Source organism: Azospirillum halopraeferens DSM 3675, from assembly GCF_000429625.1.
Taxonomy (GTDB): Bacteria; Pseudomonadota; Alphaproteobacteria; order Azospirillales; family Azospirillaceae; genus Azospirillum; species Azospirillum halopraeferens.
On the sequence record NZ_AUCF01000001.1, the window covers coordinates 203,452 to 222,196 of the forward strand.

Annotated in this window: 18 protein-coding genes; 10 read left to right on the forward strand and 8 right to left on the reverse strand. The window is 71.4% G+C overall.

From position 1 onward, the window contains the following. Window positions 1-16: 16 nt before the first annotated feature. Both G472_RS0100935 and G472_RS0100940 read right to left on the reverse strand, forming a co-directional pair. Window positions 17-832, reverse strand: a complete 816-nt coding sequence (locus G472_RS0100935; protein ID WP_029006851.1) for an alpha/beta hydrolase — start codon at window positions 830-832, stop codon at window positions 17-19. A gap of 53 nt (window positions 833-885) precedes the next feature. Continuing rightward, on the reverse strand, window positions 886-1,524 hold the full coding sequence (locus G472_RS0100940) for a dienelactone hydrolase family protein (protein ID WP_029006852.1): 639 nt from the start codon (window positions 1,522-1,524) through the stop codon (window positions 886-888). A gap of 117 nt (window positions 1,525-1,641) precedes the next feature. Here G472_RS0100940 and G472_RS0100945 point away from each other — a divergent pair, with 117 nt between their 5' ends. Next, window positions 1,642-2,121: a cupin domain-containing protein gene (locus G472_RS0100945; RefSeq protein WP_029006853.1), complete on the forward strand. Its 480-nt coding sequence runs from the start codon at window positions 1,642-1,644 to the stop codon at window positions 2,119-2,121. A gap of 9 nt (window positions 2,122-2,130) precedes the next feature. Here G472_RS0100945 and G472_RS0100950 read toward each other — a convergent pair whose 3' ends face one another. Beyond that, window positions 2,131-3,108 (reverse strand): UDP-glucuronic acid decarboxylase family protein, encoded by a 978-nt coding sequence (locus G472_RS0100950; RefSeq protein ID WP_029006854.1) that lies wholly within the window; start codon window positions 3,106-3,108, stop codon window positions 2,131-2,133. Window positions 3,109-3,398: 290 nt separating this feature from the next. Here G472_RS0100950 and G472_RS36635 point away from each other — a divergent pair, with 290 nt between their 5' ends. Then, window positions 3,399-5,828, forward strand: coding sequence for an ATP-binding protein (locus G472_RS36635; RefSeq protein WP_051340113.1), 2,430 nt, complete (start codon window positions 3,399-3,401; stop codon window positions 5,826-5,828). On the opposite strand, the gene G472_RS0100960 is transcribed toward G472_RS36635, so the two are convergent. Then, window positions 5,800-7,494, reverse strand: a complete 1,695-nt coding sequence (locus G472_RS0100960; RefSeq protein ID WP_029006855.1) for a Na/Pi cotransporter family protein — start codon at window positions 7,492-7,494, stop codon at window positions 5,800-5,802. The two genes, G472_RS36635 and G472_RS0100960, sit on opposite strands and share 29 nt — an antisense overlap. Before the next feature lie 310 nt (window positions 7,495-7,804). On the opposite strand from G472_RS0100960, the gene G472_RS30585 reads away from it, so the two are divergent. Genes G472_RS30585 through G472_RS0100980 form a run of 4 tightly spaced genes read left to right on the forward strand, consistent with a single transcriptional unit; the run spans window position 7,805 to window position 11,213 of the window. Further along, window positions 7,805-8,581 (forward strand): ABC transporter ATP-binding protein, encoded by a 777-nt coding sequence (locus G472_RS30585; protein ID WP_245593348.1) that lies wholly within the window; start codon window positions 7,805-7,807, stop codon window positions 8,579-8,581. Beyond that, complete coding sequence (cobU, locus tag G472_RS0100970) at window positions 8,578-9,090, forward strand: bifunctional adenosylcobinamide kinase/adenosylcobinamide-phosphate guanylyltransferase (RefSeq protein WP_029006856.1); 513 nt, start codon at window positions 8,578-8,580, stop codon at window positions 9,088-9,090. The genes G472_RS30585 and cobU overlap by 4 nt, the downstream gene beginning before the upstream one ends. A 30-nt stretch (window positions 9,091-9,120) precedes the next feature. Next, the gene (cobO, locus tag G472_RS0100975) at window positions 9,121-9,741 is read left to right on the forward strand and encodes a cob(I)yrinic acid a,c-diamide adenosyltransferase (RefSeq protein ID WP_029006857.1); all 621 of its coding nucleotides are present in this window, start codon (window positions 9,121-9,123) and stop codon (window positions 9,739-9,741) included. Next, window positions 9,741-11,213 carry a cobyric acid synthase gene (locus tag G472_RS0100980; RefSeq protein ID WP_029006858.1) on the forward strand — a complete coding sequence of 491 codons (1,473 nt, stop codon included), beginning with the start codon at window positions 9,741-9,743 and terminating at the stop codon, window positions 11,211-11,213. Before cobO ends, G472_RS0100980 begins: the two co-directional genes overlap by 1 nt. Here G472_RS0100980 and G472_RS36640 read toward each other — a convergent pair. Together G472_RS36640 and mltA are read right to left on the reverse strand one after the other, a co-directional pair. Then, window positions 11,111-11,734, reverse strand: coding sequence for a GNAT family N-acetyltransferase (locus G472_RS36640; protein ID WP_245593349.1), 624 nt, complete (start codon window positions 11,732-11,734; stop codon window positions 11,111-11,113). The two genes, G472_RS0100980 and G472_RS36640, sit on opposite strands and share 103 nt — an antisense overlap. A gap of 4 nt (window positions 11,735-11,738) precedes the next feature. After that, on the reverse strand, window positions 11,739-12,914 hold the full coding sequence (mltA, locus tag G472_RS0100990) for a murein transglycosylase A (protein ID WP_029006859.1): 1,176 nt from the start codon (window positions 12,912-12,914) through the stop codon (window positions 11,739-11,741). Between the two features lie 257 nt (window positions 12,915-13,171). On the opposite strand from mltA, the gene G472_RS30595 reads away from it, so the two are divergent. From G472_RS30595 to G472_RS0101010, 4 genes are all read left to right on the forward strand, one after another. Beyond that, complete coding sequence (locus G472_RS30595; RefSeq protein ID WP_035690621.1) at window positions 13,172-14,515, forward strand: RsmB/NOP family class I SAM-dependent RNA methyltransferase; 1,344 nt, start codon at window positions 13,172-13,174, stop codon at window positions 14,513-14,515. An 85-nt stretch (window positions 14,516-14,600) separates the two neighbouring features. Then, window positions 14,601-15,149 (forward strand): GNAT family N-acetyltransferase, encoded by a 549-nt coding sequence (locus G472_RS0101000; RefSeq protein WP_029006860.1) that lies wholly within the window; start codon window positions 14,601-14,603, stop codon window positions 15,147-15,149. Window positions 15,150-15,193: 44 nt separating this feature from the next. Continuing rightward, on the forward strand, window positions 15,194-16,057 hold the full coding sequence (locus G472_RS36645) for a rhomboid family intramembrane serine protease (RefSeq protein WP_245593350.1): 864 nt from the start codon (window positions 15,194-15,196) through the stop codon (window positions 16,055-16,057). Window positions 16,058-16,126: 69 nt separating this feature from the next. Further along, on the forward strand, window positions 16,127-17,011 hold the full coding sequence (locus tag G472_RS0101010) for an S-methyl-5'-thioadenosine phosphorylase (protein ID WP_029006861.1): 885 nt from the start codon (window positions 16,127-16,129) through the stop codon (window positions 17,009-17,011). Window positions 17,012-17,050: 39 nt separating this feature from the next. Here the strand turns inward: G472_RS0101010 and G472_RS0101015 are convergent, their stop codons facing one another. Together G472_RS0101015 and G472_RS0101020 are read right to left on the reverse strand one after the other, a co-directional pair. After that, complete coding sequence (locus G472_RS0101015; protein ID WP_029006862.1) at window positions 17,051-17,461, reverse strand: hypothetical protein; 411 nt, start codon at window positions 17,459-17,461, stop codon at window positions 17,051-17,053. Window positions 17,462-17,579: 118 nt separating this feature from the next. Next, window positions 17,580-18,545 carry a pseudouridine-5'-phosphate glycosidase gene (locus tag G472_RS0101020; protein ID WP_029006863.1) on the reverse strand — a complete coding sequence of 322 codons (966 nt, stop codon included), beginning with the start codon at window positions 18,543-18,545 and terminating at the stop codon, window positions 17,580-17,582. Window positions 18,546-18,745: the final 200 nt, after the last annotated feature.

Below are 18,745 nucleotides of genomic sequence, written 5' to 3' on the forward strand. Positions count from 1 at the left end.
CCCTCCGCCCGTCCGTTCAGGCCGCGTCGCGCAGGGCCAGCGTGCGTTCCAGCCAGTCGTGGATGAGGCCGGCGACTTCGTCCCAGCCGGGTTCCAGCATCATCGCGTGACCGCGGCCGGGCATGATGACCGGATCGGTGCCGAACAGCCGCGCGGTGCTGGTGACGTGGTCGGGCGGGATCAGGATGTCCCGCTCGGCCCCGATCACCAGGGACGGGATGGTGCGGTCGTAGATCGCCGGAAACGGGTTCCAGCCCATGGTCTCGAACAGCACCCGCTGGCTCTCCTCCTGAAGCAGCGGTTCGTAGCGCTCAGCCTCCGCGTGCGGCATGCGGTCGGAGAACATGGCCCGCCGGATGCCCTCGGGGTCCACGTGGCGCGATCCGCAAGCCATCAGGACACCCATCTGCTGGAAGGCGTAGGGATCGCGCAAGGCGAAGCCCAGCGACGCCTCCATCAGGCCATGGGGCGGGGTCGAGGCCATCAGCACGGCCGCCGGCGCACTGCGCCGCAACAGGGCGCGCTGGATCACCAGCCCGCCCATGGAGTGGCCGATCAGCACCGGTGGTTCGGACAGGCGGTCGATGGTGGCGAGCACGTCCTCCACATAGTCCGACACACCGTGCCAGCGCAGGCCATCGTGGCCGTCGCTGCCGCCGTGCCCGCGCAGGCTGACGGCGTGTGCCTCCCAGCCCCGTTCGGCGAACCAGGGCAGGAACGTGGCGTCCCATATCCAGGCGCCGCAGAAGGCACCGTGAACGAACAACAGGGGCGGGCGGCGCACCGGCGCGGCGGCGGCGGGGCGACGGGATATGAGTTCGAGCGTGGGCATGACCCGAAACTATGTTGCGATGCAGCAAAAGTCCAGAGCGACACCCGCCGTCCTCAGGCGGTAGTGCGAAGGTGGGTGTCGAACCAGGCACGGGCGGACGCCGCCATGATGTCGAGTGTTCCGGTTTCCTCGAACAGGTGGCCGGCCCCCGGCACCACCTGCAACGCCTTGATGCCGTGCAGGCGCTCCAGGGCCTGGCGGTTCAGTTCGACCACCGGGCCGTCGTTGCCGCCGACGATCAGCAGGGTGGGGGCACTGACGCCGTCCAGCCACACCTCCGCCAGGTCGGGGCGGCCGCCGCGGCAGACGACGGCGCCGACGCGGTCGTGCTCGGCCACGCGGGCGGCGGCGATCAGCGCGGCGGCGGCCCCGGTGGAGGCGCCGAAATAGCCGACGGGCCGGCCGGCGCCGCCGGGGAGGCCGTGCACGTAACGGGTGGCGAGGATCAGGCGTTCGGCCAGCCGATGCACGTCGAAGACGTTCGCCGGATCCGTCGCTTCCTCCGGCGTCAGCAGATCGAACAGCAGCGTCGCGAACCCGGCCTGTTGCAGAACCTCGGCAACGCGGCGGTTGCGCGGACTGTGGCGGTTGCTGCCGCCACCATGGGCGAACACGATGACGGGGCCGGTGTCCTGCGGCAGCGCCAACGTTCCCTCCAACCCGAGCGGGTCGATGCGAACCTCCCGTTCCATGCGTGGCTCCCTCTTCCGTTCCCGCATCCAACAAGGGGGGCGGACCAAGCGTCCCCGTTTGACGCCCGGTGCGCTCCGGGCGATCCTGACGCCAGTGTAAACCGGGAGGAGGGCATCATGGCATCCGACACACCGGCCGCGGCGCGGCCGGCGGTTCTCGACGCGGCAGCGCTGCGCGGGCCGATGGGGGCAACCCTGTATCCCGAACCGTTCCGGCATGTGGTGGCCGGCCGTGCGAAGGTCCGGCTGGGGGATTCCTTCGGCCTCACCAACTTCGGCGTGAATCTCACACGGCTGGAGCCGGGAGCGGCCTCGGCCCTGCGCCACTGGCACACCCGGCAGGACGAGTTCGTGTACGTGCTGGAAGGGGAACTGGTCCTGGTCACCGACACCGGCGAGCACACCCTGCGGCCCGGCATGTGCGCCGGCTTTCCCGCCGGGGAGCCCAACGGGCACCACCTCATCAACCGCGGGGGCACGACCGCCGTGTACCTGGAGGTCGGTGACCGCACCGGTGGTGACGCGGTGGATTACCCGGGCGTGGACATGCTGGTGCGCGATGGGCGGTTCGTCCACCGCGACGGCACACCCTGGTAAAAGGGGCCGCTATTCCGCGGCCGTGCGCAGGCCGGGGCGGCCCAGCAGCGCGTCGAAATGGGCAATGGTGCGCTTCAGGCCTGCGTCCAGCGGCACCCGCGGCCGCCAGCCCAGCACCGTGCGCGCCACGGTGATGTCCGGCCGGCGCTGCCGGGGGTCGTCCTGCGGCAACTCCCGATGGATGATTCGCGACGATGATCCCGTGAGCTTCAGCACCTTCTCCGCCAGGTCCAGCATGGTGAACTCGCCGGGGTTGCCCAGGTTGACCGGACCGGTCACCGCCGCCGGGCTGTCCATCAGGGCCAGGAACCCGTCAATCAGGTCGTCGACATAGCAGAAGGAGCGGGTCTGCGTGCCGTCGCCATAGATGGTGATGGGGTCCCCGCGCAGGGCCTGCACGATGAAGTTGGACACGACGCGGCCGTCCTCCGGGTGCATGCGGGGGCCGTAGGTGTTGAAGATCCGCGCGACCTTGATCTCCACCCCGTGGCGGCGGTGATAATCGAAGAACAGCGTCTCGGCGCAGCGCTTGCCCTCGTCGTAGCAGGCGCGCGGCCCGATCGGATTGACGTCGCCGCGATAGGTTTCCGGCTGCGGGTGGACCGACGGATCGCCGTAGACTTCCGACGTCGACGCCTGGAGGATGCGGGCGTTCAGCCGCTTGGCCAGACCCAGCATGTTGATGGCCCCCAGCACCGACGTCTTCATCGTATGGATCGGGTCGTGTCGGTAGTGAACGGGCGACGCCGGGCAGGCGAGATTGTAGATTTCATCCACCTCCACATGGAGAGGAAGCGTCACGTCGTGGCGAAGAAGTTCGAAACGCGGGCTGTTGGTCAGATGTGCGACATTGTTTCGCGACCCGGTAAAGTAATTATCGACGCAAAGAACTTCACATCCCTGCGCCAGAAGGCGTTCGCAGAGATGGGAGCCGAGAAATCCGGCGCCTCCGGTCACCAGGACGCGCTTGGACGCTGACTGTCTCACGGTGTGCCCTCGTCGTTGGCGGATGCCGCTGGTGCAGCGGGCCGCATGTGCGTGGACGTGTCCGGATTATTCCGGATCTTTCGGCAAACACTTCACGGAGACTTAATGTTCTCTGCGCCGAAGGGTCTAGCCCGGTTGCGCTCGCGCTGCTGTGCCCGCGGTGGCGCGTGCAATGGAAAGGGATTTCCGCTACTTTCGCAAGGACGTTGCGGGAAGGGGGACGGATCGGTGTCGATGATGGCGCGACACGCGCCGTTGATGATGCGGGCGCATCATGCGCCCGTTGTGTCGTGCGCGACGGGGCGGGCGCCAACCGCGCCGGTGCCGGCGCCGGCGGCATCGGGCGCCCCATGACGGCTGGAACGGACGCCGTGGTTCACGCGGGCACGGACGCGGCCGGAGACCGGACGACGCGCGCGCTTCTGCGCACCGTGCCGGTGAGCTGGCGGCTGTTCCTGATCGTCGTCCTGAACGGTGTCGCCACGTTGGCGCTGGGGGTGCTGGTGTGGGCCGGCGCCACGGTGACGGTGGCGGAATGGCAGGCGGTGCGCCGGGTGCAGGCGTACGACCGCCTGTTCGTGAGCATCGACAGCGACGTCGGCCGTCTGCAAAGCCTGGTGCACCGCTACATCCACACCCCCACCACCGAGCTGCTGGGCGAGATCGACCGCCGGCGCGAAGCGCTGCTGGGCAAGCTGGAAAGCACCGCGGTGCCCGACGCTGAGATGGCGGAGGACTTGGCGCGGCTGACGGCCGCGTCGCGCCGTTTCCTGGCCAGCTTCGACGCGGTGCGCACGCTGATGACGCGGCTGCGCCAGAACTACGAAACGGCCGTCCTGCGCACCGGCGGCGAGATGTCGGCGCTCTACGCTGCCCTCGACGTGGCGGTGCGGTCCGGCGATCCGGCGCTGCTGCCCCTGCTGGGAACGTCGCGGGAAGGATTCGCCAACGCTCTGCTGGCCACCAACGCCTATTATCTCAGCGCCGACCCCGAGGCGGCGCACCGGGCCGACGCGGCGCTGACGTCCATCGACCTGGCCCTGCTGGAGATGCGGGCCATCGCCGGCGAAGGGTTCCACCGCGACGCCGTCGACGCCCTGCGTGAACGGGTGGAGGTGCTGCGCCAGGGGCTGGCGACGCTGCGCTTCACCACTGAACAGCAGGCGCGCTTACTGGGCAGCGAGATCGACGGCGGGCAACGCGCCATGGCCCGCATCATCGACAGCATGGTCGTCCATGGCCGCGACCGCGAGGCGCAGGCGCAGCAGCGGTTCGACGAGGCCCTGTTCCGCATCGGCTGGGGCATCGCCCTGCTGGGGGTGGCGTTCCTCAGCCTCAGCGCCGCCGCGTCCTGGGCTATCGGGCAGAGCATCGGCCGTCCCCTGAACGGCCTGATGAACACCATGAACGCCATCGCCGGCGGCGACTACGACCGGCCCGTCCACGGCACCGCGGTGGGCGACGAGATCGGGGCCATGGCCCGCACCGTCGCCGTTTTCCGCGAGAACGCCGCCGTCCGCCGCCGCATGGAGGCGGAGCGCGAGGCGCAGGAGCGGCGCTGGCGCACCATGCTGGAATCCAGCCCCGTCGGCATCTCCATCATCTGTGCGCACACCCACGCGCGCCTCTACAGCAACCCCAAGTTCGACGCCCTGTTCGGCATCGTCGATCATCCCTCCGCCCTGGAGTGGCCGGTGGCCGAGAGTTTCGTCGATCCCGCCGACGTCCGGCGCATGCTGGAGGAGTACGGTGCCCGCGGCGAGGTCAGCGGGCTGGAGGTGCAGCGCCGGCGCCTGGACGGGACGACCTGGTGGTGCCTGCTGGACGTGCGCTCCATGGAGTACGACGGCCGGCCCGCCTACATCGTCTGGCATTACGACGTCACCGACCGACACCGCGCCGCCGTCGACCTGCGCGCCGCCAAGGAAAGGGCGGAGACCGCGCTGGCCGAACTGCGCGAAACGCAGCAGAGTCTGATCCAGGCGGAAAAACTCGCCTCGCTGGGCGGGCTGGTCGCCGGCGTGGCCCACGAGATCAACACCCCCGTGGGCATCACCGTCACCGCCGCGTCCCTGTTGGCCGATGAAACCAGGGCGCTGAGCGGCCGCTTCGCCGAGGGGACGGTGCGCCGTTCCGACCTTCAGCGCTATCTGGACCTGGCCGACGAGGCGACCGCGCGCATCCTGGCCAACGCCGACCGCGCGGCGTCGCTGATCCACAGCTTCAAGCAGGTGGCCGTCGACCAGACCCACGACGACCGCCGCACCTTCGACTTCGGCACCTATATCCGCGAGGTGCTGGTCAGCCTGGGGCCGCGGCTGAAACCGTCGGGGACGGTGGTGGAGGTGGACTGCCCCGACGGCGTGGTCATCGACGGCTACCCCGGCCCGGTCGCCCAGGTCATCACCAACCTGGTCATCAATGCGCTGGTCCATGCCTTCGAACCCGGCCAATCCGGCCGCATCCGCGTGTGCGTGCGGCCGCTGGACGGCGACGAGGTGGAGATGGTCTTCGCCGATGACGGCCGCGGCATCCCCGCCGAGGTCCTGCCCAAGATCTTCGATCCCTTCTTCACCACCAACCGCGGCCGGGGCGGCACCGGGCTGGGCCTCAACATCGTCTACAACATCATCCAGCAGACGCTGCGCGGCCGCCTCGCCGTGGACAGCCGGGTGGGCGAGGGGACCACCTTCACCCTGCGCTTTCCGCGACGGATGTGATGGCGGGGGCCGGCGCCGGTTCCACCGGGGCGGCCGGGCGCACCACCAGCTTGGCGATCTTGCGCACCAGCCGGTGCAGGCGCGAGATCCGCTCGATATCCGCCATGGCCCCGGTGAAGCCGGTGCGGGTTCGGGCGTCGCCGTGCACCAGGTCGCGGAACAGGGTGTCGGTCAGGCGGCGGACGGTGGCGTGCAGTTCCTGCTTGGCGGCGATCACCGCAGCGGCAGTTGCCGGATCCTGCCGGGCGAGCGCATCCATGGTGGCGCAGAGGTGCCGGTGGACCTCGGTGCCCAGGGACACCAGGCCGGCGGCCAGCGTCGGCGACAGGGGGCGCCGCCGCATATCCGGCTCGGTCAGGGACGGCCGGCCCAGGGTGGCCGTCACCTCCAGGACGGAGTTGAGCAGCTCCACCGCCTGCAGCAGATCGGTGGCGGCGGCGGCGTTGGCCGGGCTCATGTCCGCGGCCATGATGCGGGCGATGTAGGCGAGGATGCTCTTGCGCAGCCGGTGCGTCGCCTCCACCGGCGCACCGGCGAGGATGGGGGCGTCGTCATCGCCGCGCCCGCGCAGGCGGTGCTCCAGCTCCACCAGCGCGCCGGCCTGGAGCGTCGCGACCTCGCGGCCGAAGCGGGCCACCTCCAGCCGGGCGGCCTCCATGGCCATGGCCGGCACCGTCAGCAGGGCGGCGTCGAGGTGCTGGGGCTCCAGCGCCGCCACCGGCCGGTCGGGCACCAGGCGTTGCAGCAGGCGCGCGATCTGCGGCGTGAAGCCGATGAACAGCAGGGTGTTGGCGACGTTGAACAGGGTATGGGCGTTGGCGATCTCGCGCGCCACGTCGGGGCCGCCGCCGAACAGGCCGGACAGGGCCCGGGCGGCGTCCGCCAGTTCCCCGATGAAGGGCATCCACACCACGGCCCCGGCGATGTTGAAGCCGAGGTGGACGAGGAACAGCCGCACCGCGTCGGGCGGTTTGCCGATGGTGGCGAGGCCGGCGGTGACGCAGGTGCCGATGTTGGCGCCGAGTGCCGCGGCGATCGCGGTTTCCAACCCCATCAGGCCGCCCGACGCCATGGTCATGACGATGGCGGTGGTCGCCGCCGAGGATTGCACCAGCGCGGTGAACAGCGCCCCGGCCAGCACCGCCAGCGGCACCGATTCCAGGGTGCGCAGCGCCTCCACGAACGCGGGATCGTCGCGCAGGGGCCGCATGGCATCGCTCATCACGCCCATGCCGAAGAAGACCAGCCCCAGGCCCAGCCCGCAGAGACCCAGGTTGCGCGTGCGCTGGCGCCGCCCCAGGGACGACACCAGGACGCCCGCGGCGATGGCGGGAAGGGCCAGGCGGCCGATGTCGAAGGCGATGATCTGCGCCGTCATGGTGGAGCCGATGTTGGCGCCGAACACCACGCCGATCGCCTGCGCCGTCGTCAGGAAGCCGGCGGAGATGAAACCCACCAGCAGCACCGTGGTGACCGACGAGGAGTTCAGCGCCGCCGTCACTACCGCCCCGGTGCCCACCGCGGCGAAGCGGTTGACGGTGAGACGGCCCAGCAGGTCACGCAGGCTGTCGCCGGCCACCACCCGCAGCGCCCTGGTCATGACGTCCAGCCCCAGCATGAAGAGGGCGAGCCCTCCCAGCAGGCCGGACCACACGTCGAAATCCATGTCCGTCCCCGAATGCGCACGCGGCAAGGCCGGTGAGCATCGCAGGAAAGGGTTAACGGCTGTTTGCACGCAGCGCGCCGCGCCCGCCTCATCCCGCTTGGCAAGCCGCGGCCCGGTGCGTTAAAGCTCCCCCGAAGGCGTCCGCGACTGCGGATGAACGGGAATCGCCGTGCGGCCCCGGCGGGGGCCGGGGCCGGCCCGCCCTGCCGCTCCGGACCGCGGTGAGCGCCCGCACTGCCAGGGAAGCGCACCGCCCATGTCCCAGCGTGATCATGTCCCGGCGGGGGGAACCGTGACGGTACCGCCGGCCGTGACGACGACGATCCGGGCGGAGGACGTCCGCGTCGTCCGGGGCGGCCGCCCGATCCTGGACGGCGTGTCGGTGTCGGCCGCGGGCGGAGAGGTGGTCGGGCTCGTGGGGCCGAACGGCAGCGGCAAGACGACGCTGCTGGGCGCGCTGGCCGGGCTGGTGGACACCGCCGGCGGGTCGGTGCGCCTGGATGGCCGCGCGGTTGCCGCCCTGGCGCCCGAGGAACGGGGGCGGCGCATCGGCTATCTGGAGCAGAACCCCACCGCCCACTGGCCCCTGGCGGCGGAGCGGGTGGTGATGCTGGGGCGGGCGCCGCGCCGCGCCGGCATCGGCGGCGAGACCGCGGCCGACCGGGCGGCGGTGGATCGGGCTCTGGCCCGCTGCGACGCCGCCGCCTTCGCCGGCCGGCCGGTGACGGAACTGTCGGGGGGTGAGCGCGCCCGCGTTATGCTGGCCCGCGTGCTGGCCGGGGAGCCGGAGGTGCTGCTGGCCGACGAGCCGGTGGCCGGTCTCGACCCCTATCATATGCTGCACGTGATGGAGCTGCTGCGCGACCTGGCGCGGGAGGGCATGGCGGTGGTGGTGGTGCTGCACGACCTGGCGCTGGCCATCCGCTTCTGCGACCGTCTGTGCCTGCTGGACGCCGGGCGGCTCGCCGCGGCGGGGCCGCCGCACGCGGTGCTGGACGGCGGTGACGCGGAGCGGGTCTTCGCGGTGCGTCTGCTGCGCGGACCCGACTGGGTCCTGCCCTGGACACGGGTGGAGGAGGAACGATGACGGCCGAGGTCACGCTGGTGCTGGGCGGCGCACGGTCCGGTAAGAGCCGCCACGCGGAGGCGCTGGTCACCGCCGGCCCGTCGCCCTGGATCTACATCGCCACCGCCGAGGCGCTGGACGACGAAATGCGCGCGCGCATCCGCCTGCACCGGGACGGACGGGTGCCGGGCTGGACGACGGTGGAGGAGCCGCTGGACCTTCCCGGTGCCATCGCCCGCCACGCCGGGCCGGGGCGGGCGGTGCTGGTGGACTGCCTGACCCTGTGGCTGTCCAACCTGATGGGGGCGGGGCGCGACCCCGCGGCGGCGGCGGCGGCGCTGACGGCGGCGCTGGACGAGGCGGAGGGGCGGGTGGTGCTGGTCGCCAACGAGGTCGGGCTGGGCATCGTGCCCGACAACGCCCTGGCCCGCGCCTTCCGCGACGCCGCCGGCCGGCTGAACCAGGCGGTGGCGGCGCGCGCCGACCGGGTGCTGTTCGTGGTCGCCGGCCTGCCGATGACCGTGAAGTGAATCAACGACAACGGGAAGGGACGAGGGACGATGAGCGACGCGACCGAAGACGACGACATCAACCGCCGCCACGCCGAGAAGATGAAGAAGGCCAAGGCGGTCCACGATCAGCGGGTGGCGGACAAGACCATCGAGAAGGGGCTTCTCATGGTCCACACCGGGACCGGCAAGGGGAAGTCGACCGCCGCCTTCGGGCTGGCGCTGCGGGCGCTGGGGCACGGCTTCCCCATCGCCATCGTGCAGTTCGTCAAGGGCGCGTGGGAGACCGGCGAGGCCCGCGCGCTGGAGCGGTTCGGCGATCTGGTGCAGGTCCACATCCTGGGCGAGGGGTTCACCTGGGACACCCAGGACCGCGCCCGCGACATCGCCGCGGCCCGGCGCGCCTGGGACAAGGCGCTGGAGCTGATGGCCGACCCGGCGATCCGGCTGGTCATTCTGGACGAGCTGAACATCGTCCTGCGCTACGACTACCTGCCGGTGGCGGAGGTGGTGGAGGCGCTGGCCGGCCGGCGGGCCGATCTGCACGTGGTGGTCACCGGCCGCAACGCCAAGCCGGAGCTGGTGGACGCCGCCGATCTCGTGACCGAGATGACGCTGGTCAAGCATCCCTTCCGGGCGGGGGTGAAGGCGCAGCAGGGGATCGAATACTGATGGCCGCCCGTGCCCTGATGCTGCAAGGCACCGGTTCCGACGTCGGCAAGTCGCTGCTGGTGGCGGGGCTGTGCCGGGCGCTGCGGCGGCGCGGGCTGTCGGTGCGGCCGTTCAAGCCGCAGAACATGTCCAACAACGCCGCCGTCACCCCCGACGGCGGCGAGATCGGGCGGGCGCAGGCGTTGCAGGCGCGGGCCTGCGGCGTCCAGCCCTCGGTCCATATGAACCCGGTGCTGCTGAAGCCCCAGTCCGACATCGGCGCGCAGGTGATCGTGCAGGGCCGGGTGTTCGGCAACGCCCGCGCCGCCGACTACCAGGCCCGCAAGGGGGAATTGCTGGCCGCCGTCCTCGACAGCTTCGCCCGCCTGCGGACCGAGGCCGACGTGGTGGTGGTGGAAGGGGCGGGCAGCCCGGCCGAGGTCAACCTGCGGGCCGGCGACATCGCCAACATGGGCTTCGCCGCGGCGGCGGGGGTGCCGGTGGTGTTGGTGGGGGACATCGACCGGGGCGGCGTGATCGCCGGCCTGGTCGGCACCCACGCGCTGCTGGACGCCGCCGACCGGGCGTGGGTGCGCGGGTTCCTGATCAACAAGTTCCGCGGCGACGTGCGGCTGTTCGACGGCGGTCTCGCCACCATCGTGGAGCGCACGGGCTGGCGCTCGTTCGGTGTCGTGCCGTGGCTTGCCGAGGCGGCGCTGCTGCCGGCGGAGGATGCGGTGGCCCTGGACACCCGGCGGGCGCGTCGGGGCGGGGCGATCCGCATCGCCGTGCCCATGCTGTCGCGCATCGCCAACTTCGATGATTTCGACCCCCTGGCGCTGGAGCCGGAGGTGTCGGTGGCCATGGTGCCACCCGGCCGGCCGCTGCCGGGCGACGCCGACCTGGTGATCCTGCCGGGCAGCAAGGCCACCATCGCCGATCTCGCGTTCCTGCGGGCGCAGGGTTGGGACGTCGACCTGGCGGGCCACCTGCGCCGGGGCGGCCGGGTGCTCGGCATCTGCGGCGGCTACCAGATGCTGGGCCGCACGGTCGCCGATCCGCAGGGGATCGAGGGGCCGCCGGGTGCCGCCGCCGGGCTGGGACTCCTCGACGTGGAAACGGTGCTGAGCGGGCCCAAGGTGCTGACCGCGGCCGCCGGAACCGATCGCGCCACCGGCGCGGCGGTCGCCGGCTATGAGATGCACATGGGGCGCACCGACGGCCCCGACCGGGCCCGCCCCCTGCTGGACCTGGACGACGGCCGCACCGACGGGGCGGTGTCGGCGGACGGCCGGGTGTCCGGCTGCTACCTGCACGGGCTGTTCGCGGCGGATGGCTTCCGCGCCGCCTTTCTCGCGGTGCTGGGTGGCAGCGGTGCCGCCGGGCTGGCCTATGACGCGACGGTGGAGCGGGCGCTGGACGGGCTGGCCGACCGGCTGGAGGAGCATGCGGACGTGACGGGGCTGCTGTCCGTCGCCGCTCCGCCCCCCTGAAGCGGGCGCCCCAGGAACAGCAGCGCCCCGCGCCGGTCCTCCACGGTAAAGCCGTTTCGGCGGTAGAAAACGGCGTTGCGGGCATCGGCACCGGTGACCAGGTGGATGCCGGCGAGCCCCGTCGCGGCACAGTCCTGCGCGAAGGCGCCGATCAGCCGGGCGCCCACGCCGCGGTCGCGGTGGTCGGGGTGGACGTTGATGTGCAGGTGGGCCGGAAATGCCGCGAAGCGGTCGGCGAACAGGGCGTAGCCGGGGATGGTGGTGAACAGCTCTGCGGTACCGGCGCTGTCGCGGCAGCCGGTAAGATAGCCGATCACACTGTCCTCGTCCGTCAGGGCGAACCACACGTCGGCGGGCGCATGGGTGACGTACCAGCCGGTCCACGTGGCGAGGAAGGCCGCGCGCTCCGCCGCCGAGGCGAAGCGCCGGCGCAGGGCGGAACGGAAGAAGATGTCTTCCAGCGCCGTCAGCGCCGCCGGCCGGTTCGCCACCTCGGTCAGGCGTTGAAGGCGCAGGGGCACGGGATCAGCGGTTCTGCGCGGTTTCCAGGATCAGGCGCGGCACCAGCATGGTGTAGCGGCCGCGCGCCTTCATCAGGCCGGCCCCCTCTTCCGCCTCCGGCCCGACGCCCCAGAAGAGATCACCGCGCACCGGCCCCTTGATGGCGCCGCCGGTGTCCTGGGCGACCACGAGGCGGCGGATCTCCCCGCCGGGGACGGGCGCCTCCTTCAGCTCCACCCACAATGGCGCGCCGAGCGGGACGTGGGCCGGGTCCACCGCCAGGCTGCGGCCGGGCGTCAGCTCCATGTTGCGCGCCCCGCGCGCCCCGCCGTCGTTGCGCAGTTTGAAGAAGACGTAGGAAGGGTTGAGGTTCTTCAGCTTCTGCGCTTCCGCCGGGTTCGCCTCCATCCAGCGGCGGATGAATTGCAGCGACATCTCCTCGGGCGTGGCGATGCCGCGGTCGATCAGTTCGCGGCCGACAGGGAAATAGCGGTGGCCGTTCTGGCCGGCGTAGCCCAGCCCGACCACCGTGCCGTCGGTCATGCGGACCCGGCCGGAGCCCTGGATCTCCATGAAGAAGGCGCCGATGGGGTCGTCGACCCACAGGATCTCCAGCCCCTTGCCGGCCAGCGCCCCGGCGGCGATGCGGGCGCGGCTGGGATAGCCGCCCTTCGGGCGCGGCGGGGTGCGGTAGATGGGGACGGTGTGGCGTGCGGTCCGCGTCCAGCTTCCGTTCAATTCCGGCTCGTAATAGCCGGTGAACAGCCCGTCCTCGCCGGTGCTGAGGCTGACGGGGGTGAAGTGGGATTCGAAGAAGGTGCGGGCCGCTTCCGCGTCGTCGCGGGGCAGGGAACGGGCGACGGCACAGGCCGGGCGCCACTGTGCCACCGTGCCGGCACGGGGGTCGGACCCGAGCTGCCGGTCCGGCGCCTGGGCGTTGACCCAGCGGCAGGTGTGATTGAAGGCGGCCAGCGCCCCGGCATGGTCGTCCTCGCCCCAGCCGGGCAGGGGGCGGAATTCCTCGGCGATGCGGTCCAGCGGGACGCCGCGCGTCGTCCGGCCGAAGCCGTCCTGCGCCACCGGCGACGCCGGTCCGGTCGCGGTGCATCCCGTGAGCACTGCGGCGGCCAGCGCCGCTGCCACCGCACCGCACATGCGCGCGCGCTTCCGCGCCACGCCGTCCCGGACCGCGTTCGCCATTTCCGCCTCGTCCCGGCCGGCGCCGGGTCTGTATGGTCAAAGGGTGCGGACTCCCGCCCCCTTGCCCCGCCGGTTAAGGCGGACTCACAAGATCGACGTTCAAGTCCATGAGTTATCATATCGATCGGGGTATGGCGGCGCAAGGCCCGAGTCGCGCCCCGCGACTCGTCCGGGCGGTGCGGGGATGACAAGTCGGGCGGAAACGGGTTATCCCCGGCAAAGGGGGTGCGCATCCCCCGTCCCCGAGAGGAGCCGAGATGACCCCCGCTGCCCGCCTCCAGGCGGTGATCGACCTGCTGACCGAAATCGACCAGACCCCGCGCCCGGCCGACGCGGTGATCAGCGCCTTCTTCCGCAACCGCCGCTACATCGGCTCCAAGGACCGCAGCGCGGTGGCCGAGACGGTCTATGCCATCCTGCGCCGCCACGCCCGGCTTGCCTGGTGGCTGGAGCGGTCGGGGCATCCGGCGACGCCGCGCGCCCGGGTCATCGCCAACGCCATCCTGGGCGAGGGCATGTCCGCGGCCACGGTGGCCACCCTGTTCAGCGGCGGCAAGTTTGCACCACCCGCCTTCGACCGGGACGAGGCGCGGCTGGCGGCGGCGCTGGACACCCACACGCTGGACCACCCGTCCATGCCCGACACGGTGCGCGTGGAATGCCCCGCCTGGGCGGAGGCGGCGATGCGCAACGCGCTCGGCGACCGCTTCGTCCCCGAGATGCAGGCCCTGCTGGAGCCGGCGCCGCTCGACCTGCGGGTCAACCCCGTGCGCGCCGACCGCGACACGGCGCGCGTCGCGCTGGAGAAGGCGGGCATCACCGCCCGCCCGACGCGCTGGTCGCCGCTGGCCCTGCGCGTCAAGGGGCGGCCGCCGCTGGCCACCGTCGACGCCTTCAAGGACGGGCTGGTGGAGATCCAGGACGAAGGCTCCCAGCTCGTCGCGCTGGCGGTCGCGCCCAAACCCGGCATGCAGGTGGTGGATTTCTGCGCCGGGGCCGGCGGCAAGACGCTGGCGCTGGCGGCGCTGATGAACAACAAGGGCCGGGTCGTCGCCTGCGACGTGCTGGAGGGCCGGCTGAAGCGGGCGGCCGAACGCTTCCGCCGCGCCGGACTGCACAACATCGAGCCGCACCCGCTGAAGAGCGAGCGCGATCCCTGGGTCAAGCGCCACAAGCGCAAGTTCGACCGGGTCCTGGTGGACGCGCCGTGCAGCGGCACCGGAACCTGGCGGCGCAACCCCGACAGCCGCTGGCGGCCGCTGGGGCCGGGGCTGGAGCAACTCGTCCCCTTGCAGGCGGCCATCCTCGACAGCGCGGCGCGTCTGGTGAAGCCGGGCGGGCGGCTGGTCTATGCCACGTGCTCGCTGCTGCCGGAGGAGAACGAGAAGCAGGTCGCCGCCTTCCTGGAGACCCATCCCGAGTTCGCGGTGATGCCCGTCGCCGAGGTCTGGCAGGAGGAGGGCGCCGGCACGCCCCCGGCGGAAGGCCCCTTCCTGCGCCTGACGCCGGCCCGCCACGACACCGACGGCTTCTTCGCCGCCGTGATGGTCCGCCGGGACGAGGTGCCGGCGGCGGACGCCCCGCCTGACGCCCCTGCCTGACGCGGCTCAGCCGAAGGCTGGACGGTTGCCCTGCGCACACCATGTACATGGTGGTACCGTTGCCGATGGGACGGGGAGGGCAGCCGTGATCGTGATACGGGACGCAGAGCCGGATGATGCCGCGGGCATCGCCCGCGTGCACGTGACGAGCTGGCGGTCCGCCTACGCCGGGCTGCTGCCGGCGGCGTTTCTGGTCGGCATGTCGGAACCGACGGTGCGGGCGCGCTGGAGCGTGGCGGTGCGCACCCGCCGGGACGGCCACGGCACCGTTGTGGCCACCGACCCCGCGGGGACGGTGCTGGGCTTCGTCGGATACGGCAACCAGCGCACCGGCATCGACGGCTTCGCCGGGGAGTTCTATGCCCTCTACCTGCACGACGATGCCCGCGGCCTGGGCCTGGGACGCCGCCTGATGGGGGCAGCGGCCGAGCGTATGGTCGCGGCGGGTCGGGCGTCGGCCCTGGTCTGGTGCCTCAGCGCCAATCCGGCCCGCTGGTTCTATGAGCGCGTCGGCGGTGTCCGGCTGGCGGAACGCCCCATGCGGTTCGCCGGCACCGACACGGTGGAGGTCTGCTACGGCTGGCCCGACCTGGCTCCTCTCGCCCGCCAGTCCGCGGGCTCGGAGCAGGGCTGACGGCTTCGCCGATCCGGAGACCGCCGTCAGGCGTTACCGTATCCGTGGACGGGGCGATCCGGGAGGGCGCGATGGGGCTGGTGCTGGGCGGCGGCAATCCGTTGCGTCACATCGCGGTCGCCTACGTCAACCGCACCCTGATCCTGGCCTGTGTGCTGGTCTTCGTGACCGGCGTCCGTCCGGAGCCGCTGGCCTTCGTCCCGGCCTACTTCTTCGGCATCGGCGAGTTCGCCGGGCCGCTTCCCACCATGGACGTCTGGCGCGGCCTGTTCGGCCATGTGCTGGTGCACGCCGACCTGCTGCACCTGGTGGCCAACATGGTCGCCCTGTGGGTCTTCGGCGACAACGTCGAGGACGCCCTGGGACACCTGCGCTACCTCGTCTTCTTCTTCCTGTGCGCCGTCGCCGGGGCGCTGACCGAGGGGCTGCTGGCGGCCGAGCCCATGCGCCCGCTGGTCGGGGCGAGCGGCGCCATCTCCGGCGTCATGGGCGCCTACCTGCTGCTGCACCCGCACGCCAAGATCCTGCTGCTGCTGTTCTTCCGCATTCCCGTCCTGCTGCCGGCCTCGGTGGTGGTGGGCGGCGATCTCGCGGCCAACCTGGCCATGGTGGTGCTGCCACCGGTGCCCGGGGTGGACGCCGACGGGGTGGCGTGGGGCGCGCACCTCGGCGGCTTCATCGCCGGCATGCTGCTGGTGGCGCCCATGAAGCGGCGCGGCGTTCCCCTGTTCCTCCCCCCCGAAGCCTACCCGGCGGTGCCGTTTCCGCGCCTTCAGAAGGTGCTGGTCGATTTCTTCCCGGCCCCGCACGCCCGGCTGGCCGGCGGCGGTGCCTGGCAGCGGGCGACGGCGGCCGGCAAGGCGGTCGTCTACTTCAGCCTGGTCGCGGTGCTGATCTGGACGCTGTAGTTGCCTTGCGGCCCTTCCGGGGCGACACTGCGCCGGGTACGGAACGGCTGGTCAGGGAGACGGCAAACGATGGTGCAAGCGGGAACCCCGCCGGTGCTGGGCGTGATCGGCGGCAGCGGCGTGTATGACATCGACGGGTTGGAAAACAAGCGCTGGGTGACGATCGAAAGCCCTTTCGGCAAGCCGTCGGACGACCTGATGATGGGGGAACTGGACGGCCGGACGGTGGTGTTCCTGCCGCGCCACGGCCGCGGCCACCGGGTGCCGCCGTCGGAACTGAATTTCCGCGCCAACATCGACGTTCTGAAGCGCGCGGGCGTGACGGAGATCCTGTCGGTGTCGGCGGTCGGCTCCCTGAAGGAGCATCTGCCGCCGGGCACCTTCGTGGTGGTCGACCAGTTCATCGACCGCACCTTCGCCCGCACCAAATCGTTCTTCGGGACCGGCCTGGTGGCCCACGTGGCGCTGGGCCATCCGGTGTGCAGCCGCCTGGGCGACGCCATCGAGGAGTGCCTGAAGGACCTGGACATCAAGTACCAGCGCGGCGGCACCTACATGGTGATGGAGGGGCCGCAGTTCTCCACCATGGCCGAATCCGAGCTGTACCGGAGCTGGGGCTGCGACGTCATCGGCATGACGAACATGCCGGAGGCCAAACTCGCCCGCGAGGCGGAGATGTGCTACGCCACCGTGGCCATGGTCACGGACTATGACTGCTGGCACAAGGAGCACGACCACGTCACCGTGGATGCGGTCATCAAGGTGCTGCTGGCCAATGCCGACAAGGCGCGGGCGCTTGTGAAGTCCCTGGCCCCCCGCCTGGCCGACCGCACCGGATCGTGCCATCGGGGCTGCCACACCGCCCTGGACAACGCGATCATGACGGCGCCGGACAAGAGGGACCCGGAACTGGTGCGCAAGCTCGACGCGGTGGCGGGGCGGGTGCTGGCCTGACCGGCCTGCACCCCATCGCCCGTTGCCCGCTGTCCGTTCTCAGTGGCGGGTGCGCGCGGGCGTGACGTAGACACCGTCGCAGTCGACGCCGAACAGGGCGTCGTCGCCGGCGTCCTCGACCAGGTCGTCATAGGTCTGCGGGTCGATCAGGGCGAAGATCGTCGCGGTGCCGGCCTCGTCGAGGTCGCAGGTGATGACGCGGCCGCAGGCTTCGACGGTGGTGAAGAAGATCTCCGGCAGGGCCATCGCCTCCAGTTCCGCGGCGACGCGGCATTCGATCTGGTGGATCGTCGCAGCGGGCAGCATGCTCCGCAGGGCGGCGGCCTGGGTGGTCCAGAAGATGCGCTTGACCGAAGCCGCGGGGCGCGTGTCCTCCACGTCGCCCGTGTCCGGCGCGGCGGCGAGGGCGATCATCCGGGACACCAGGGTGGACGTGTTCGACACGCGCATGAGGACCTCCGTTGTATGCGGTCCAACTGTGGTCCCGGGCCGGTTAATGGGGTCTTAAGACCGACGGTAGCAGGAGGCTTACCACCGTGGAGGTATACGCATATTTCTTCCGCCGTAGTCAGTAGCGCGGTCGGGTGGTCGGTGCGGCGGGCGGGAGCGTGGTTTTGCGCTGCAATGCGGCATAGGCGACGGCGATTCGGGCGCCGACGGCGGCGTTGTTGGCGATCAGGGCGACGTTTGCTTCCAGGCTGCGGCCGTCGGTGATGTCGCGGACCCGGGCCAGCAGGAAGGGGGTGACGTCCTTGCCGGCGATTCCGGCCGCCGCGGCCTCGGCCAGCGCGTGCACGATGGCGGCTTCGGCCGCGTCCGGGTCCATGGCGTTCTCTTCGGGCACCGGCACCGCGGTGAGCACGCCGCCGCCGAGGCCGAGCCGCCATTTGGCGTGGAGGATGCGGGCCACCTCCTCTTCCGATTCGCAGCGGTGCGGCACCGGCAGACCGGAGGAGCGGGCGTAGAACGCCGGGAACCGGTCGGTGCCCAACCCCAGCACCGGCACGCCGCGGGTTTCCAGATACTCCAGCGTCTTGGGCAGGTCGAGGATGGCCTTGGCGCCGGCGCACACCACGCACACGTCGGTGCGCGCCAGTTCCTCCAGGTCCGCCGAGATGTCGAAGCTGGTTTCGGCCCCGCGGTGCACGCCGCCGATGCCGCCGGTGGCGAACACCGGGATGCCGGCCAACCGGGCGGCGATCATGGTCGCGGCAACGGTGGTGGCCCCGTCCGTCCCGGTCGCGAGCGCCACCGGCAGGTCGCGGCGGCTCAGCTTGCGCACGGCGGAGCCGCCGAGCGCCAACCGCTCCAGGTCGTCGCCGTCGAGGCCGACGCGGATGCGGCCATCCAGCACCGCCACCGTGGCGGGGACCGCTCCCCCGGCGCGCACCACCGCCTCCAGGGACCGGGCGGTGTCCAGGTTGTGCGGATGGGGCATGCCGTGGGTGATGACGGTCGACTCCAGCGCCACCACCGGGTGCCGCCGGCTCAGCGCCTCGGCCACCGCGGGGGCGACGGACAGGTATTCGTGCATGGGATGGTTCCGGGCGCCGGCAGAGGTGCATGTCGCTTCGCAGCAGAATGCCCGTTCAGGTCGCCCTGATGCAAGAGTGTCTCGTGTTCGCATGCGCACAATAGGACAGCAACAAGGACCAATCCTCCCCGCTGAAGATATGACGGCATACACCGCAAGATGAGGGTGCGTTTTTCCGGGTGGTGACGCCCTTGTCGATT

What these genes read in the sequence shown, in the direction of transcription:
- G472_RS0100935 (WP_029006851.1), bottom strand. Translation starts at nt 832, where the DNA reads ATGCCCACGCTCGAACTCATATCCCGTCGCCCCGCCGCCGCCGCGCCG.
- G472_RS0100940 (WP_029006852.1), bottom strand. Translation starts at nt 1,524, where the DNA reads ATGGAACGGGAGGTTCGCATCGACCCGCTCGGGTTGGAGGGAACGTTG.
- G472_RS0100945 (WP_029006853.1), top strand. Translation starts at nt 1,642, where the DNA reads ATGGCATCCGACACACCGGCCGCGGCGCGGCCGGCGGTTCTCGACGCG.
- G472_RS0100960 (WP_029006855.1), bottom strand. Translation starts at nt 7,494, where the DNA reads ATGGATTTCGACGTGTGGTCCGGCCTGCTGGGAGGGCTCGCCCTCTTC.
- cobU (WP_029006856.1), top strand. Translation starts at nt 8,578, where the DNA reads ATGACGGCCGAGGTCACGCTGGTGCTGGGCGGCGCACGGTCCGGTAAG.
- cobO (WP_029006857.1), top strand. Translation starts at nt 9,121, where the DNA reads ATGAGCGACGCGACCGAAGACGACGACATCAACCGCCGCCACGCCGAG.
- G472_RS0100980 (WP_029006858.1), top strand. Translation starts at nt 9,741, where the DNA reads ATGGCCGCCCGTGCCCTGATGCTGCAAGGCACCGGTTCCGACGTCGGC.
- mltA (WP_029006859.1), bottom strand. Translation starts at nt 12,914, where the DNA reads ATGGCGAACGCGGTCCGGGACGGCGTGGCGCGGAAGCGCGCGCGCATG.
- G472_RS30595 (WP_035690621.1), top strand. Translation starts at nt 13,172, where the DNA reads ATGACCCCCGCTGCCCGCCTCCAGGCGGTGATCGACCTGCTGACCGAA.
- G472_RS0101010 (WP_029006861.1), top strand. Translation starts at nt 16,127, where the DNA reads ATGGTGCAAGCGGGAACCCCGCCGGTGCTGGGCGTGATCGGCGGCAGC.
- G472_RS0101015 (WP_029006862.1), bottom strand. Translation starts at nt 17,461, where the DNA reads ATGCGCGTGTCGAACACGTCCACCCTGGTGTCCCGGATGATCGCCCTC.
- G472_RS0101020 (WP_029006863.1), bottom strand. Translation starts at nt 18,545, where the DNA reads ATGCACGAATACCTGTCCGTCGCCCCCGCGGTGGCCGAGGCGCTGAGC.